13 protein-coding genes are annotated in these 13,667 nt (G+C 71.3%); 3 read left to right on the top strand and 10 right to left on the bottom strand.

The features are described 5' to 3' along the window. Positions 1-18: 18 nt before the first annotated feature. Genes KOI35_RS02495 through dxs form a run of 3 tightly spaced genes read right to left on the bottom strand, consistent with a single transcriptional unit; the run spans position 19 to position 4,692 of the window. Positions 19-1,380, bottom strand: a complete 1,362-nt coding sequence (locus KOI35_RS02495) for a PQQ-binding-like beta-propeller repeat protein (protein WP_215784327.1) — start codon at positions 1,378-1,380, stop codon at positions 19-21. 3 nt (positions 1,381-1,383) lie between these two features. Continuing rightward, the gene (locus KOI35_RS02490) at positions 1,384-2,700 is read right to left on the bottom strand and encodes an outer membrane protein assembly factor BamB family protein (RefSeq protein WP_215784326.1); all 1,317 of its coding nucleotides are present in this window, start codon (positions 2,698-2,700) and stop codon (positions 1,384-1,386) included. A gap of 57 nt (positions 2,701-2,757) precedes the next feature. Beyond that, the gene (gene dxs / locus KOI35_RS02485; protein WP_215784325.1) at positions 2,758-4,692 is read right to left on the bottom strand and encodes a 1-deoxy-D-xylulose-5-phosphate synthase; all 1,935 of its coding nucleotides are present in this window, start codon (positions 4,690-4,692) and stop codon (positions 2,758-2,760) included. 167 nt (positions 4,693-4,859) lie between these two features. On the opposite strand from dxs, the gene KOI35_RS02480 reads away from it, so the two are divergent. Further along, positions 4,860-5,726 (top strand): bifunctional 5,10-methylenetetrahydrofolate dehydrogenase/5,10-methenyltetrahydrofolate cyclohydrolase, encoded by an 867-nt coding sequence (locus KOI35_RS02480; protein WP_215784324.1) that lies wholly within the window; start codon positions 4,860-4,862, stop codon positions 5,724-5,726. On the opposite strand, the gene KOI35_RS02475 is transcribed toward KOI35_RS02480, so the two are convergent. The 3 genes from KOI35_RS02475 to KOI35_RS02465 all read right to left on the bottom strand — a co-directional run bounded on the left by KOI35_RS02475 (position 5,713) and on the right by KOI35_RS02465 (position 9,833). Further along, complete coding sequence (locus KOI35_RS02475; protein WP_215784323.1) at positions 5,713-6,405, bottom strand: carbonic anhydrase; 693 nt, start codon at positions 6,403-6,405, stop codon at positions 5,713-5,715. The two genes, KOI35_RS02480 and KOI35_RS02475, sit on opposite strands and share 14 nt — an antisense overlap. A 93-nt stretch (positions 6,406-6,498) precedes the next feature. After that, positions 6,499-7,728, bottom strand: coding sequence for a class I SAM-dependent RNA methyltransferase (locus tag KOI35_RS02470; RefSeq protein ID WP_215784322.1), 1,230 nt, complete (start codon positions 7,726-7,728; stop codon positions 6,499-6,501). Then, a complete protein-coding gene (locus KOI35_RS02465; RefSeq protein WP_215784321.1) occupies positions 7,725-9,833 on the bottom strand; it encodes an APC family permease in 2,109 nt (702 codons plus the stop codon). The genes KOI35_RS02470 and KOI35_RS02465 overlap by 4 nt, the downstream gene beginning before the upstream one ends. A gap of 44 nt (positions 9,834-9,877) precedes the next feature. On the opposite strand from KOI35_RS02465, the gene KOI35_RS02460 reads away from it, so the two are divergent. Together KOI35_RS02460 and KOI35_RS02455 are read left to right on the top strand one after the other, a co-directional pair. Continuing rightward, positions 9,878-10,543: a potassium channel family protein gene (locus KOI35_RS02460; RefSeq protein WP_215784320.1), complete on the top strand. Its 666-nt coding sequence runs from the start codon at positions 9,878-9,880 to the stop codon at positions 10,541-10,543. Continuing rightward, positions 10,540-11,223 carry a potassium channel family protein gene (locus KOI35_RS02455; protein ID WP_215784762.1) on the top strand — a complete coding sequence of 228 codons (684 nt, stop codon included), beginning with the start codon at positions 10,540-10,542 and terminating at the stop codon, positions 11,221-11,223. Before KOI35_RS02460 ends, KOI35_RS02455 begins: the two co-directional genes overlap by 4 nt. Here the strand turns inward: KOI35_RS02455 and KOI35_RS02450 are convergent. From KOI35_RS02450 to dut, 4 genes are all read right to left on the bottom strand, one after another. Continuing rightward, the gene (locus KOI35_RS02450; protein WP_215784319.1) at positions 11,220-12,014 is read right to left on the bottom strand and encodes a DUF3159 domain-containing protein; all 795 of its coding nucleotides are present in this window, start codon (positions 12,012-12,014) and stop codon (positions 11,220-11,222) included. The two genes, KOI35_RS02455 and KOI35_RS02450, sit on opposite strands and share 4 nt — an antisense overlap. Then, the gene (locus tag KOI35_RS02445; protein WP_215784318.1) at positions 12,011-12,388 is read right to left on the bottom strand and encodes an OB-fold nucleic acid binding domain-containing protein; all 378 of its coding nucleotides are present in this window, start codon (positions 12,386-12,388) and stop codon (positions 12,011-12,013) included. The genes KOI35_RS02450 and KOI35_RS02445 overlap by 4 nt, the downstream gene beginning before the upstream one ends. Positions 12,389-12,482: 94 nt before the next feature. Further along, positions 12,483-13,163, bottom strand: coding sequence for a DUF3710 domain-containing protein (locus KOI35_RS02440; protein ID WP_215784317.1), 681 nt, complete (start codon positions 13,161-13,163; stop codon positions 12,483-12,485). A gap of 17 nt (positions 13,164-13,180) precedes the next feature. Then, the gene (gene dut / locus KOI35_RS02435; protein ID WP_215784316.1) at positions 13,181-13,645 is read right to left on the bottom strand and encodes a dUTP diphosphatase; all 465 of its coding nucleotides are present in this window, start codon (positions 13,643-13,645) and stop codon (positions 13,181-13,183) included. Between the last annotated feature and the right edge of the window lie 22 nt (positions 13,646-13,667).

Genomic DNA, 13,667 nt, shown 5'->3' with positions numbered 1-13,667 from the left:
CAGTGTGCGCCGCGTCACTCAGGCTCGATAGGCCCAGATTCGCAGGCGGCCCTCGGTGCGGCAGACGACGTAGTGTGCGTCCGAGGTGCAGTCGCTGACCGGTCCGCCGGTGACCCCGAGGGGCTGGATGGCGTCCTTGTCCGCCACCACCACACCGAACGCGCTCGCCCCGGCGTCCAGGCTGCGGCGCAGCACGATCGGCAGCCCGGACTCTCCGACCACCTCGGCCCGCCAGCCGGCCAGGTCGACCCGGGTCTCGCCGGTGGCCGCGTCGACCAGGCGCACCGGCATCCCCGACTCGATGCCGACCTCGACCACGTATCCGCCGTACTTGGCCAGGTCGACGTCGTCCGGCGCCCGCCACCGCGGCTGCCCCGACCCCGGATCGAGCACGTCGAGGGCCTGCCGGCCGCCCGAGCAGTGCATGCCGGTGCAGTTGGCCGGGTCGGCCGTCATCTCGGGCACCGGGCGCGACCACTGCCGGTCGAGGGCCTCGGTGGTGAACGCGACCTCTTCGGTGACCGTGCCCTCGTCGCCGTAATAGACCATCATCACGCCGTCGACCAGCTCGCCGGTCGACGGCGTGGTGCCGCCGACCCGGGGCAGCGGCACGGCGCGGACGGCGTCGCCGCTGTCGCCGTCGAGGCGTTGCAGCCGGTTCGACGAGAGCACCAGCACGGCCGGGTCGTCGCCCGGGGCCACTGCTACGTTCACCGCCCCGGCGAAGGTCGACGTCCAGACCGTCCGCCCGGTGGCCAGGTCGAGCCCGTGCAGCATGGTGACCACCGGCGGTTCGGTGTGCGGTTCGCCGGTGGACGAGAAGTAGAGCCGGCCCGGCTCGCCCGACGCCTGGTCATAGACGGTGCCGGCGCGGAAGTCGTGCTCCTGGGTGACGCCGATGCGCCCGCCGGGCAGGGCCGTGACCGGCACCGGCGACGTCCACCGGGTCTTGCCGGTCCGCGCGTCGACGACGGTGGTGTCGGCGCCGTCGGTGAAGAGCACGACGTCACCGGCCTGCTCGGCGTCCACCCCGCTCCAGCTGACCTCGTCGGGGCCGGTGACGCGGGCCGGGAAACGCGCGGTCCACAGCCGGCGCGGTCCGCCGGTCAGATCCCAGGCCGTGGTGACCCGATCCGGACCGGAGAGCGCCACCGTGTAGACCCGGCCGCCGGTGAGCTGGAAGGGCGTCTCCGGACCACCCGGGGCGGGCACGGCGCCGAGATAGCGCCAGAGCACCGGCACGACCGGCACCGCGCCACCGGCGGCGAACACCAGCACCAGGATGACCAGCAGGCCGGGGAGCCGGTAGCGGTGGGCGGGCGGCGGGGAGCTGAGTGCCGGCTCGGGCTGGGCGGTCAGGTCCAGCTCGATGACCGCCAAGATCTACCCCTTCCCTCCGTACGCCCACACGACGAGCCGGCCTTGCATCGAGCGGCACACCAGGCGCTCGGACGCGGCCTGGCAGTCGCCCGTGCCGGCGGGCAGGGTGCCCAGCAGCCGTGGTTCGCGCACGCCCGGCTGGGCGACGGCGACCATCGTACGGCCTCCGGGTTCCACCGGCCTCGTGACCAGCAGGTGGTCTTCGGTGGCCGTTCCGTTGACCGGGCGCCATCCGGTGAGGTCGACCTGGAACTCGCCGGTGTCGGGGTCGATCAGTCCGAGGGGCAGGGTGTTCTCGGCCGAGCCGTACGCCACGTACTGCGTCCCGTACTGCTGGATCCCCCGCCAGCCGCGCTGGTTCCAGACCACGTCGCCGGTCGACGGCTCGATCGCGCGCATCCCCATCGGCCCGGTCATGCAGGCCAGGAAACCGCAGGGCTGGACTTTGTACGCCCCGTCGGCCGGCTGCGACCACACGTTGCGCAGCGTCACCGGGTCGTAGGCGGAGAACTCCATGCCCGGCCGGCCCGGGTGCCGCAGGATGATCGTCCCGTTCACCACGACCGGATTGGCCGGGTCGTAGTCGGCGGGCGGCACCGAGGCCGAGGCCAGCAGCTCGCCGGTCACCAGGTCGTGCACGGCCATCGTGCGGTCGTCGTGCACGAGCAACATCCGGGTGCCGGAGTCACCCGGTCCGGGCAGCGCGGCCAGCGCGGCGCTGGACGGCACGTTCACGGTCCACAGGGTGCGCCCGGTCTGCGGGTCGATCGCGTCGATCGGCCCTTGCACCCGCCGCCCCGATCCACCGGAACCGCCGGAACCCCGGACCTGCGAGACCGACAGCAGGGTGGGCGAGCCGGCCAGGGTGACCACGTTGCCGGACAGGCTCCACTGGGAGGCGCCGGTCGCGATCGAGACCGCCGAGGTGCCCGGGTCGCGCGATCCGATCGTCCACGGCCGCATCAGGATCAGGCCGGAGCCGAGACGCAGCCGGAACGCGGGCTTGGTCTCCCCGTTCTCCCACTGCGTCTCGCCGTCGCTCAGTTCGTACGCGCTGAGCATGCCGCCGGTCTGGGCCAGCAACTGGCCGTCCTCGGTCAGCGCGTACGCGTCGGCCGTGCCGATCTCGAGGCCGAACACCTCGGTGAACGGCGGCTTGCCGGGCGCGGCCGAGGCGCCGGCGGTGAGCAGGACGAGGACGGCCAGGACGGCGGCCGGGAACCACCCCGGATACGTCGAGCGTTGCGGCGAATCGTACGAATCGGGTTCACCCCGCTCCAGACCCAGATCGATGATCACCGTGTTGCCCTGAACCGTCATGCTCCAAAAATAACGAGCAGATAACGGGATCGCCCAGGCCGCGCCCGGCTTGCGGGCCTATCGCCGATTTTGCGCGTTCGACTCCACGCCTTCGGGCTGCTCGGCCAGCTTCGAGACCCACTCGGTGACGTCGCGCGCGATCTCCTGCGCGGTCAGTCCGAGCGAGGCCAGGATCTCGGCCCGCGAGCCGTGCGGGTGGAACCCGGCCGGCACACCGAAGTCGCGCAGCGGCACGTCGACGCCCGCGTCGCGCAGCGAGCTGGCCACCGCGTCGCCGACGCCGCCGGCGCGCACGCCGTCCTCGATCGTGACCACCAGGCGGTGCTGACCGGCCAGGCCGCTCAGCTCGATCGGCACCGGGCGCACCCAGCGCGGGTCGGCCACGGTGACCCCGAAGCCCTGCCCGGCCAGGCGCTCGGCCACCTCGAGGCCGAGCCCGGCGAACGAGCCGACCGCGACCAGCAGCACGTCCTTGCTGTCGTCCTCACGCAGGATGTCGACCTGGCCGACCCGGCGCACGGCGGGCAGCGCGGCCGGCACGGCGCCGGTCGGGAAGCGCACGATCGTCGGGCCGTCGTCGACCGCGATCGCCTCGCGCAGCTCCGCACGCAGCGTCGCCTCGTCGCGCGGGGCGGCGATGCGCAGGCCGGGCACGACGCCGAAGACGCTCATGTCCCAGATGCCGTAGTGGCTCGGGCCGTCGGGACCGGTGATGCCGGCCCGGTCGAGCACGATGGTGACCGGCAGTTCGTGCATCGCCACGTCGAGCAGCACCTGGTCGAAGGCACGGTTGAGGAAGGTCGCGTAGACGGCGACGACCGGGTGCAGGCCGCCCATCGCGAGGCCGGCCGCGCTGGTCACCGCGTGCTGCTCGGCGATGCCGACGTCGTACGCCCGCTCGGGGTACTTCTTGGCCAGCGCGGCGATGCCGGTCGGCTCGGCCATGGCGGCCGTGATGCCGACCACGTCGGGACGCTCGTCGGCGATCTTGACCAGCTCGTCGGCGAAGACGTTGGTCCACTTCAGCTTGGCCGGGGCCAGCAGCTTGCCGGTCTCGGCGTCGAACGCACCGCCCGGGCCGTGCAGGCAGTCGGCCTCGTCCTGCTCGGCCGGGCGGTAGCCGTAGCCCTTGCGGGTGACCGCGTGCACGATGACCGGCGCGTTGAAGCCCTTGGCCCGGCGCAGCGCCGACTCCATGGCCTGCACGTCGTGACCGTCGACCGGGCCGAGGTATTTGATGCCCAGGTCTTCGAACATGGGCTGCGGGCTGACCGCGTCCTTGATGCCGCGCTTGACCGCGTGCAGCACCTCGTAGACCGGCTTGCCGACCACCGGGGTCGAGCCCAGTGCGTCCTTGACCAGGTCGAGCACCTTTTCGTAGCCCGGGTTGAGGCGCAGCGTGGAGAGGTGGTCGGCCAGGCCGCCGATGGTCGGCGCGTACGACCGGCCGTTGTCGTTGACCACGATGACCAGGCGGTTCTTCGCGGCGGCGATGTTGTTGAGCGCCTCCCAGCACATGCCACCGGTGAGCGCGCCGTCGCCGACCACCGCCACCACGTGCCGGTCTTCGCCGCGCAGGGCGAACGCCTTGGACATGCCGTCGGCGTAGGACAGCGCGGTCGAGGCGTGCGAGTTCTCGATGAAGTCGTGCTCGCTCTCGGCCCGGCTCGGGTAGCCGGTCAGCCCGCCGCGCTGGCGGAGCAGGTCGAAGCCGTCCTGCCGGCCGGTGACGATCTTGTGTACGTAGGCCTGGTGGCCGGTGTCGAAGAGCACCCGGTCGCGGGGCGAGTCGAACACCCGGTGCAGGGCCAGCGTGGTCTCGACGACGCCGAGGTTGGGCCCGAGGTGACCACCGGTGCGCGACACCTTGGCCACCAGGAAGTCGCGGATCTCCGCCGCCAGAACGGTCAGCTGCTCGTTGTCGAGCCGCTTGAGGTCACCGGGACCGGTGATGCCGGCCAGGATGCTGTCAGGGGCGGGGAGGTCACTCATGAGACCGAAGTCTATCGGCGCGCGGCCACGACGCATCCCGGCCGTTGGGCCCTCCCGAGGTCCTCCACAAAACCGAAACTTCCCCGTGACCTGCGGCGGCACGTGACGTACCGCACAGTAACAACCCGGTCGTGGCGGACAAACCGGCATCGGGCATCCTTGGTCGCATGTCCGCTCGTCTTCTGCCCGGCAAGCCCGTCGCCGAGGCCGTCCTGGCCGACGTCTCCGAGCGTGCGGCCAAGCTCACGGCCCAGGGCATCACGCCCAGCCTGGCCACCGTGCTCGTCGGCGACGACGACGCCAGCGCCGGCTACATCCGCATCAAGCAGCGGCAGGCGGCCGAGCTCGGCTTCGACTCGCCCCATCGGCACCTGTCCGGCGACATCACCCAGGATCAGCTGCTCGGGGTGATCGCCGAGCTCAACGCCGACCGCAGCGTGCACGGGGTGCTGATCCAATACCCGATCCCGGCCCACCTCGACTACGACGCGGCGCTGATGACGCTCGACCCCGACAAGGACGTCGACGGCATGCACCCGCTCAACATGGGCCGGCTCGCCGTCGGTCTGCCCGGCCCGCTGCCCTGCACCCCGGCCGGCATCGAGGCGCTCCTGGCCCACCACGAGATCCCGGTGGCCGGGCGCGAGGTCGTCATCCTCGGCCGGGGCGCCACCCTGGGCCGCCCGCTGGCCATGCTGCTGGCCCAGAAGCGGCCGACCGCCAACGCCGCGGTCACCGTGGTGCACACCGGGGTATCCGACTGGGCGCGCTACACCCAGCGGGCCGAGATCCTGATCGCCGCGGCCGGCGTGCCCGGCATCATCCAGCCCGAGCACGTCCGGCCGGGCGCGACCGTGATCGGCGCCGGCGTCCGCTACGAGGGCAAGCGCCTGCTGCCCGACGTGGCCGAGGAGTGCGCCGAGGTCGCCGGGGCCATCACCCCGCGCGTGGGCGGGGTGGGCCCGACGACCGTCGCCATGCTGTTCCGCAACGCGATCACCGCCGCCGAGAAGGCGGTCGCTACACCAGCGTGAAGTGTCCGGTGTCGAGGTCGTAACGGCCACCGGCGATCCGCAGCTTGCCCGCCGCGACCTTCTCGCGCACGATCTCGCTCTGCGCCGACAGGGCCGCGACCTGGGCCCGGACGTTGGCCAGCACGCCGTTCTCGACCGGGTCGCCGGGCTGGTCCAGCACCGGCTCGATGATCGGGGTCAGCGCCTCGACGATGGCGGCGATGTGCCCGGGGGCCTCGCCGCCGTTCTGCAGAATGTCGACCGTGGCCGAGATCGCGCCGCACCGCTCGTGGCCGAGCACCAGCAGCAGCGGCGGCTCGAAGTGCTCGACCGCGTACTCGATGCTGCCCAGCAGCAGGTCGTCGACGATGTTGCCGGCCACCCGGTTGTCGAAGATGTCGCCCAGGCCCTGGTCGAAGAGGATCTCCGACGGGGTCCGGGAGTCGGCGCAGCCGAGCACGACGGTGAACGGGTCCTGGGCGGCGGCCAGCCGGTGGATCGCGGCGACACCCTGGTGCGGGTGCCGGGTGTGGCCGGTCACGAAGCGGTGGTTGCCCCGCTGCAGCTCGCGGATCGCCTCGGCGTACGTGGTCGGCGAAGCGGGCTCGGCCGCGGTGGCGGCCCGGGCGGACGTGGGAACGACGGTCGCCGCGAGCGCGGTGGCGCCGGCGGTGAGCAGGGCACGACGGCCGAGAGACATGCAAGTACTCCGATCGAATGGGCAAACGATCGGAGTCTATGGATCTACAAGCTAATAAAACCAGTGAATTCTCAGCGACTTCACAGTGCCGGGTCAGGGCTCGAGCAGCGCCACGCACTCCACATGCTGCGTCATCGGGAAGCAGTCGAACGCCCGCAACGTGACCAGACGCCAGCCCAGTTCCCGGAAGGTGGCGATGTCGCGGGCCAGCGCGGCCGGGTCACAGGCCACATAGGCCACCGCCCGCGGACCGGCCGCCACCACCGAGCGCACGACCTTGGCCCCGGCGCCGGCCCGGGGCGGGTCGAGTACGACCAGGTCGACCGGTCCGGTGATCCGGCGACGGGCGAGGGCGACGTCGACCCGGGCTTCGACGACCTCGGCCGCCACATTGGACCGGGCCGCGGCGGCCCCGATCGGAGACGCCTCGACCACAGTCGTCCGGGCGTGGGTGTGCTCGGCCAGGGCGGCCGCGAACAGGCCGGCCCCGCCGTACAGGTCCCACGCGGTCTCGCCCTCGGCCGGGCGCAGCATCTCGACGACGGCCGACACCAGGGTCTCGGCCGCGGCCGGGTGCACCTGCCAGAAGCCCTCGGGCGGCAGCGACCACTCGCGACCGGCCGCCCGCTCGGTGACCCGGTCCGGGCCTTCCCGTCGTACCCGCCCGCCGAGCGACGCCGCCTCGGCCGGGTCGTCCGGCGGGAGCGGGCCGCCGGTGCCCGGCGATCGGACCAGGACGGTCACGTCGCCGCCGGTGGTCGCGACCGCCTCCAGCGCGTCGGCGTCCGGCCACTCCCGCTTCAGCAGGTCGAGCTCCTGGATGGCCGGGTGGGCGATCCGGCAGCGGTCGATCGCGACCACTTCGTGCGACCGGTGCTTGAGGAGCCCGGCCCGACCGGCGGCGTCCACCGCGTACCGGACCCGGCTGCGCCAGCCCTCCAGCGAACCGGGGAGCGCTTCCACCCGTACGGGAAGGGAAAGCTTGGCCAGACGCCGCAGCTGCTCCTCGACGACGGCGCCCTTCCACCGTCGCTGCGCATCGCCGGAGGCGTGCTGAAGATCGCAGCCCCCGCACCCGCCCGGGTGAGCGAAGGAGCAGGGCGGCTCGACCCGGTCGGGCGACGGCTCGTGGATCGCCACCGCGTCGCCCCGCAGAAAGCCCTTGTGCAGCTCGGTGATCTCGACGGTGACCCGCTCGCCGGGCAGGGCGTGCCGCACGAAGACGACCTGGCCGTGCTCGTCCCCGATCCGCGCGACGCAGTGCCCGCCGTGGGCCGGGGCACCGACCGTGACCTCGACGCGTTCGCCCTCTTCCCAGCTCATGTACGCGTCTCCGTGTTCTCGGCGGTGGCGGGCGGCTCGGCCGGCGGGCGCACCCGCGGTCCACGCGCGGGCACCCGGGTCAGGCTCTGGTCGAAGCGGTCGAGGTTACGGTCCTGGCTCGAGCGCAACTGCCACGGCACGCTGGTCACCATCACGCCCGGCTCGAACAGCAACCGGCCCTTGATCCGCAGCGCGCTCTGGTTGTGCAGCAGGTTCTCCCACCAGCGGCCGACGACGTATTCGGGGACGAAGACCGTCACCACGTCCCGCGGCGACCCCCGCCGTACGCCCTTGACGAAGTCGACGATCGGTCCGGTGATCTCGCGGTAGGGCGAGTCGACCACGGTCAGCGGCACCGGGATCTGCCGGCGCTCCCATTCCTCCTGGATCGCCCGGGTGTCCTTGTCGTCCACGTTGACGGTGACCGCGGTGAGCGTGTCGGGGCGGGTCGCCTGGGCGTACGCGACCGCACGCAACGTCGGCATGTGCACCTTGCTGACCAGCACGACCGCGTGATTGCGGGACGGCAGCACGGGCCGTTCGTCGGTCGGCTGCAGCTCCTGCGCGACCCGGGTGTAGTGCTTGCGGATGGCCAGCATGAGCCCGTAGATGACGATCATGGCAGCGATCGCGATCCACGCGCCGAGCAGGAACTTCGTAATCAACACGATGATCAGCACAGCCCCGGTCAGGCCCATGCCGAACGCGTTGATGGCCCGTGAGCGGATCATCCGCCGTCGGCGTTCGGGATCACGCTGGATCCGCAACAGCCGGTTCCAGTGCCGGATCATGCCGCCCTGCGACAGCGTGAACGACACGAACACGCCCACGATGTAGAGCTGGATGAGCCGGGTGGTCTCGGCCTGGAACGCCGCCACCAGGATCATGGCCGCGATCGCCAGGAAGATGATGCCGTTGCTGAAGGCCAGCCGGTCGCCGCGGGTGTGCAGCTGACGCGGCAGATAGCGGTCCTGGGCCAGGATCGAGCCGAGCACCGGGAAGCCGTTGAACGCGGTGTTGGCGGCCAGGAAGAGGATCAGGGCGGTGACCGCGCCGACCAGATAGAGCAGCACCGAGCCCGGCCCGAAGATCGTCTCGGCCAGCTGGGCCGTGACCGTCTTCTGCACGTAGTTGGCCGGGCCCGAGATGATCTGCATCGTCGGGTCCTCGACGTACTGCAGCTTGGTCGCCCGGGCCAGCAGCACGATGCCGACCAGCATGATGATCGACAGCCCGCCCAGGAGCATCAGCGTGGTCGCGGCGTTCCTGCTCTTGGGCGGCTTGAAGGCCGGCACGCCGTTCGAGATGGCCTCGACACCGGTCAGCGCGGCACAGCCCGACGAGAACGTCCGCAGCAGCAGATAGGCGAACCCGAAGCTGGTGAGATGGTCCTCCTCGGCCGTGATGACCAGGCCGGCGCTCGGCGCGAGCAGGTCGTCGCCGAGCACGAAGACCCGGAACAGGCCGGTCAGGATCATGCCGACGATCACGATGATGAAGGCGTACGTCGGGATGGCGAACGCGGTGCCCGACTCGCGCAGCCCGCGCAGGTTGAGCGCGGTCAGCAGGGCGATCGCGCCGATCGCGAAGGCCACCTTGTGCTCGGCCACGAACGGCACGACCGAGCCCAGGTTGTTCACCCCGGCCGAGGTCGATACGGCCACGGTGAGGATGTAGTCGACCAGCAGGGCGCTGCCGACCCCGAGCCCGGCCCGCGGACCGAGGTTGACCGTGGCGACCTCGTAGTCGCCGCCGCCCGAGGGATAGGCGTGCACGTTCTGGCGGTAGCTGGCGACCACGGTCACCATCACCACCGCGACGGCCAGGGTGATCCAGGGGGAGATCCAGAAGGCGCCGGCACCGGCGATCGACAGGGTCAGCAGAATCTCGTCCGGCGCGTAGGCCACGCTCGACAAGGCATCGCTGGCGAAGACCGGCAGGGCGATCCGCTTGGGCAACAGCGTGTGCTGGAGCTTGTCGGATCGGAACGGCCGGCCCAGCAGAATCCGTTTAGCGAGGGAAGTCGTACTGGCCACGACTGCCAAGCGTACGGCCGCCTTTTCCACCTCGTACCCCGCCCCGGCCACCGCCGACGGCAGGCGCATGGCAATCTCTCACTGAACAGCACCGAGTCAGGAGGACGCGACACGTGCACGTGGTGATCATGGGGTGCGGGCGGCTCGGTTCGACGCTGGCCCACAACCTCTCCGCGCGCGGTCACTCGGTGGCCGTGATCGACCAGAACTCGGACGCTTTCCGCAGGCTGGGCTCCGATTTCTCCGGCACCACGGTGACCGGCATGGGCTTCGACCGCGACGTCATGCGCGCGGCCGGCATCGAGCGGGCGGACGCCTTCGCGGCCGTGTCCAGCGGCGACAACTCCAACATCATCTCGGCCCGGCTGGCCCGCGAGACGTTCGGCGTCTCCCGGGTCGTGGCCCGCATCTACGACGCCAAGCGGGCCCAGGTCTACGAGCGGCTCGGCATCCCGACCGTCGCCACCATCCGCTGGGCGGCCGACCGGATGGTGCGCCACCTGGTCCCCGAAGGCACCGTCGAGGTGTTCCGCGACCCGACCAGCGTGGTCTCGATCGTCGAGGCGCCCTTGCACCGCGACTGGGTCGGCCGCACGCTGAAGTCGCTCGAGGAACGCAGCGGCGCCCGCGTGGCCTACCTGATGCGCTTCGGCATGGGCACCCTCGGCACCCCGTCCACCGTGATCCAGGACGGTGACCAGGTCTTCATGCTGGTCACCGACGAGACGGTGGGCGACGTGCTCGACATCGCCTCCGGCACCCACACGGAAGGACACTGACCATGCGCATCGCCATCGCCGGAGCCGGCAACGTGGGGCGGTCGATCGCGCAGGAGCTGATCGGCAACGGCCACCGGGTCATGCTGATCGAACGCGAGCCCAAGCAGCTGCGGCCCGAGCGGGTGCCCGAGGCCGACTGGGTGCTGGCCGACGCCTGCGAGCTGAGCAGCCTCGAGGAGGCCGACGTGGCCGGCTGCGACGTGGTGGTGGCGGCCACCGGCGACGACAAGGCCAACCTGGTGGTCTCGCTGCTGGCCAAGACCGAGTTCGCGGTGCCGCGGGTGGTGGCCCGGGTCAACCGCGCCGAGAACGAGTGGCTGTTCACCGAGCAGTGGGGCGTCGACGTCTCGGTCAGCAAGCCGCGCCTGATGGCCGCGCTGGTCGAAGAGGCGGTGACGGTCGGCGACCTGGTCCGGCTGATGACCTTCCGCCAGGGCGAGGCCAACCTGGTCGAGATCACCCTGCCGCACAACGCGCCGTACGAGGGCAAGCCCGTACGCGACGTGCCCCTGCCCCGCGACTCGGCGCTGGTGGCCATCCTGCGCGGCAAGCGGGTCATGGTGCCGACGGCCGACGACCCGCTCGAGGCCGGCGACGAGCTGATCTTCGTCTGCACCGCGGAGGTCGAGGATCAGATCCGCGCCGTGGTCCTGGGCAGCGAAGGCCGCGAACTGGGCTAAGAGGTTGCCTCAGCCACCTTTTGTTCGCTGGTGACGCGGTGGATGGCCCACGCGGTGAAGGCGAACGTGGCGGCGTAGATCGGCCAGCTGATCAGGATGCGGACGATGCCGAGCGCGTTGGCCTCGCCGGCCTGCCACAGGTAGAACTGGATGCCTGCGCGCACGCACAGCGACGCCACCCAGACCAGGGTGAGCCACTGGAACGTCCGGAACAGCCGGGTGTTGCCGAACCAGTCCTGCTGGCCCTTGTTGGCCATGATCCCCCACACGTAGCCGATGATCGGCTTGCGCACGAAGACGGAGATCAGCAGCGCCGCCGCCTGGGCGAACGTGAGCAGGATGCCGGGCAGGTAGAAGTCTTCCGCGTTACCCGTGCGGTAGGCCAGGAAGGCACCCACCGCGATGCCGAAAAGACCGTTCACCGCATGCCGTACGGGCTCCTTGCGGGCCAGACGGAAGGCGCCGATGGCCAGCGCGGCGAACACGGCGCCGCCGATCGCCCAGTAGAGCGCGGTGCGCTTCTCGAGCCCGACCACGGCGTCGCCGAGCACCACGTTGAAGATCACGAAGGCGAACACCGGCAGGCTCGACTCGATCAGCCCGCGGACACCCCCGAGTTGCTCGGAGATCTGCTCGCTCATGGACGGGAACGGCTCGTCCTCGTCCTTCTTCGCGTCCTTGGCCACCGCCGCGGAGACCTCGTGGAGGTCGAGTTCCTCGACGACCTCTTCGGCGAGCCGCTCTTCCACGTTCTCGTGCGCGGCGTGACGCGGCTCGCTGCCGGGTGTCACCGGGGCGCCTCCAGCTCGTAGTACGGGTTGTAGATCACCTTACGGTCATCCCGGATCGCGATGCGCCCACGCGCCGTGAGCTGCCGCCCCGGTTCGATGCCGGCGATCGACCGGCGGCCCAGGAAGACCAGGGTCACCACGTCGCTGCCGTCCCACAGGTCGGCCTCGAGCGTCGGCAGGTTGGTGCGCGGCGTGTAAGCCACCGTACGCAGCCGCCCGGACACCGAGACGACCTGCCCCCGGGTGCACTGGCCGGCCGGCACGGCGCCGCACTTGGCGCTCTCGCGCTGCAGATCCTGAGCGTCGAGCTCGGAATCGGTGGCCGTCAAACGGTCGAAGAACCGGCGTATGCCGGTGCGCTCGTCCGTACTCATGACCTCTCCTCAGCCCTGCACCGTGACAACGGCACGGACAACTGCCCGTGCCGTGCCTACACGGTACGCCCTAGGTGACCTCAGTCACGAGCCGCTAGACGGCCGGGCTGCCGTTCGTGCCACCCTGGGCCTGCTGTTCCTGCTCGGCCTGCTCGGTCATCTCCTTCGGCAGCCGCAGCGGCAGCGCCTCACGCACCGGCCGGGCCTCCGGGTCGCGCACGACGACCAGTCCGGCGAACACCTCGCCGAGCCGGCCCTCACGACCCGGGTCGGACGCGGCGGCACCCTGGAACAGCGCCCGCACCATCCAGCGCGGCCCGTCCACGCCCACGAACCGGACGTCGGCCGGCCCTTCCGGGGTGTTCACCCGGGCGGTCAGTTCGATCCCGTACGGCCCGTCGACCTCGCGCGGCGACACGCCGTCCGACTTCATCGCCGTCGCGATCTCGTCGCGCACCTCGTCCCAGATGCCCTCGGAGCGCGGGGCCGCGAACACGCCCAGTTGGAGCGCGCTCTCCCCGTCGACCAGCACGATCTGCTCGACCACGCCCTCGGGGTTGGCCTGCACCCGCACCTCGACGCCGTCGACCGCGGGGATCAGGAGGCTGCCGAGGTCGAGCCGCTGCACGTCGTCCGGCGCGTAGGACTGGTCCCACGGGCCCCGGTCGGGCGGCGGCGCATCGTCGCCCGCGGCCAGGCTCTGCTTCAGCGCCTCCGAGGGCGGCGCGTCGGTCGCACGTACGTGCTTGGGGCCGCCGCGCTTACGCGAGAACATCACTGCCACCTTCCGTCTCAGACCTGCGTCGGCAGAGCGCTGTGCCCGCCTGTCGACCCGTGCCCACCGGCACCGCGAGCGGTGTCGTCGAGCTCTTCCACCACGTGGAAACTGGCCCGCTCGACCCGCTGGACGACCAGCTGGGCGATGCGGTCGCCACGAGAGATCTTGACCGTGTTGGCCGGGTCGTGGTTCACCAGGATGACCAGAATCTCGCCCCGGTAACCGGCGTCGACCGTACCGGGCGCGTTGAGCACCGTCACACCCAGGCGGGCCGCCAGCCCGGACCGGGGATGCACCAGTCCCACATAGCCGTCAGGAATGGCCACGGCGATGCCCGTACGCACCTTGACGCGCTGTCCCGGCGCCAGTTCGGCGTCCTCGGCGGAGACCAGATCGGCCCCGGCGTCACCCGGATGGGCGTAGGCCGGCAGCGGCAGGTCCTTGTCGAGCCGCCGGATCGGGATCACTACATCGGTCAAGGCTGGTTCCTCACTCGTACGG

The sequence above is a fragment of the Paractinoplanes bogorensis genome (assembly GCF_018829635.1).
GTDB classification, from domain to species: domain Bacteria; phylum Actinomycetota; class Actinomycetes; order Mycobacteriales; family Micromonosporaceae; genus Actinoplanes; species Actinoplanes bogorensis.
The sequence above is the reverse complement of the archived record's forward strand: the minus strand, read 5'-3'. Positions and strand labels throughout refer to the sequence as shown.

Coding starts and splice junctions, on each gene's coding strand:
- KOI35_RS02490 (WP_215784326.1), bottom strand. CDS start 2,700: ATGACGGTTCAGGGCAACACGGTGATCATCGATCTGGGTCTGGAGCGG.
- dxs (WP_215784325.1), bottom strand. CDS start 4,692: ATGAGTGACCTCCCCGCCCCTGACAGCATCCTGGCCGGCATCACCGGT.
- KOI35_RS02480 (WP_215784324.1), top strand. CDS start 4,860: ATGTCCGCTCGTCTTCTGCCCGGCAAGCCCGTCGCCGAGGCCGTCCTG.
- KOI35_RS02475 (WP_215784323.1), bottom strand. CDS start 6,405: ATGTCTCTCGGCCGTCGTGCCCTGCTCACCGCCGGCGCCACCGCGCTC.
- KOI35_RS02470 (WP_215784322.1), bottom strand. CDS start 7,728: ATGAGCTGGGAAGAGGGCGAACGCGTCGAGGTCACGGTCGGTGCCCCG.
- KOI35_RS02465 (WP_215784321.1), bottom strand. CDS start 9,833: ATGCGCCTGCCGTCGGCGGTGGCCGGGGCGGGGTACGAGGTGGAAAAG.
- KOI35_RS02445 (WP_215784318.1), bottom strand. CDS start 12,388: ATGAGTACGGACGAGCGCACCGGCATACGCCGGTTCTTCGACCGTTTG.
- KOI35_RS02440 (WP_215784317.1), bottom strand. CDS start 13,163: ATGTTCTCGCGTAAGCGCGGCGGCCCCAAGCACGTACGTGCGACCGAC.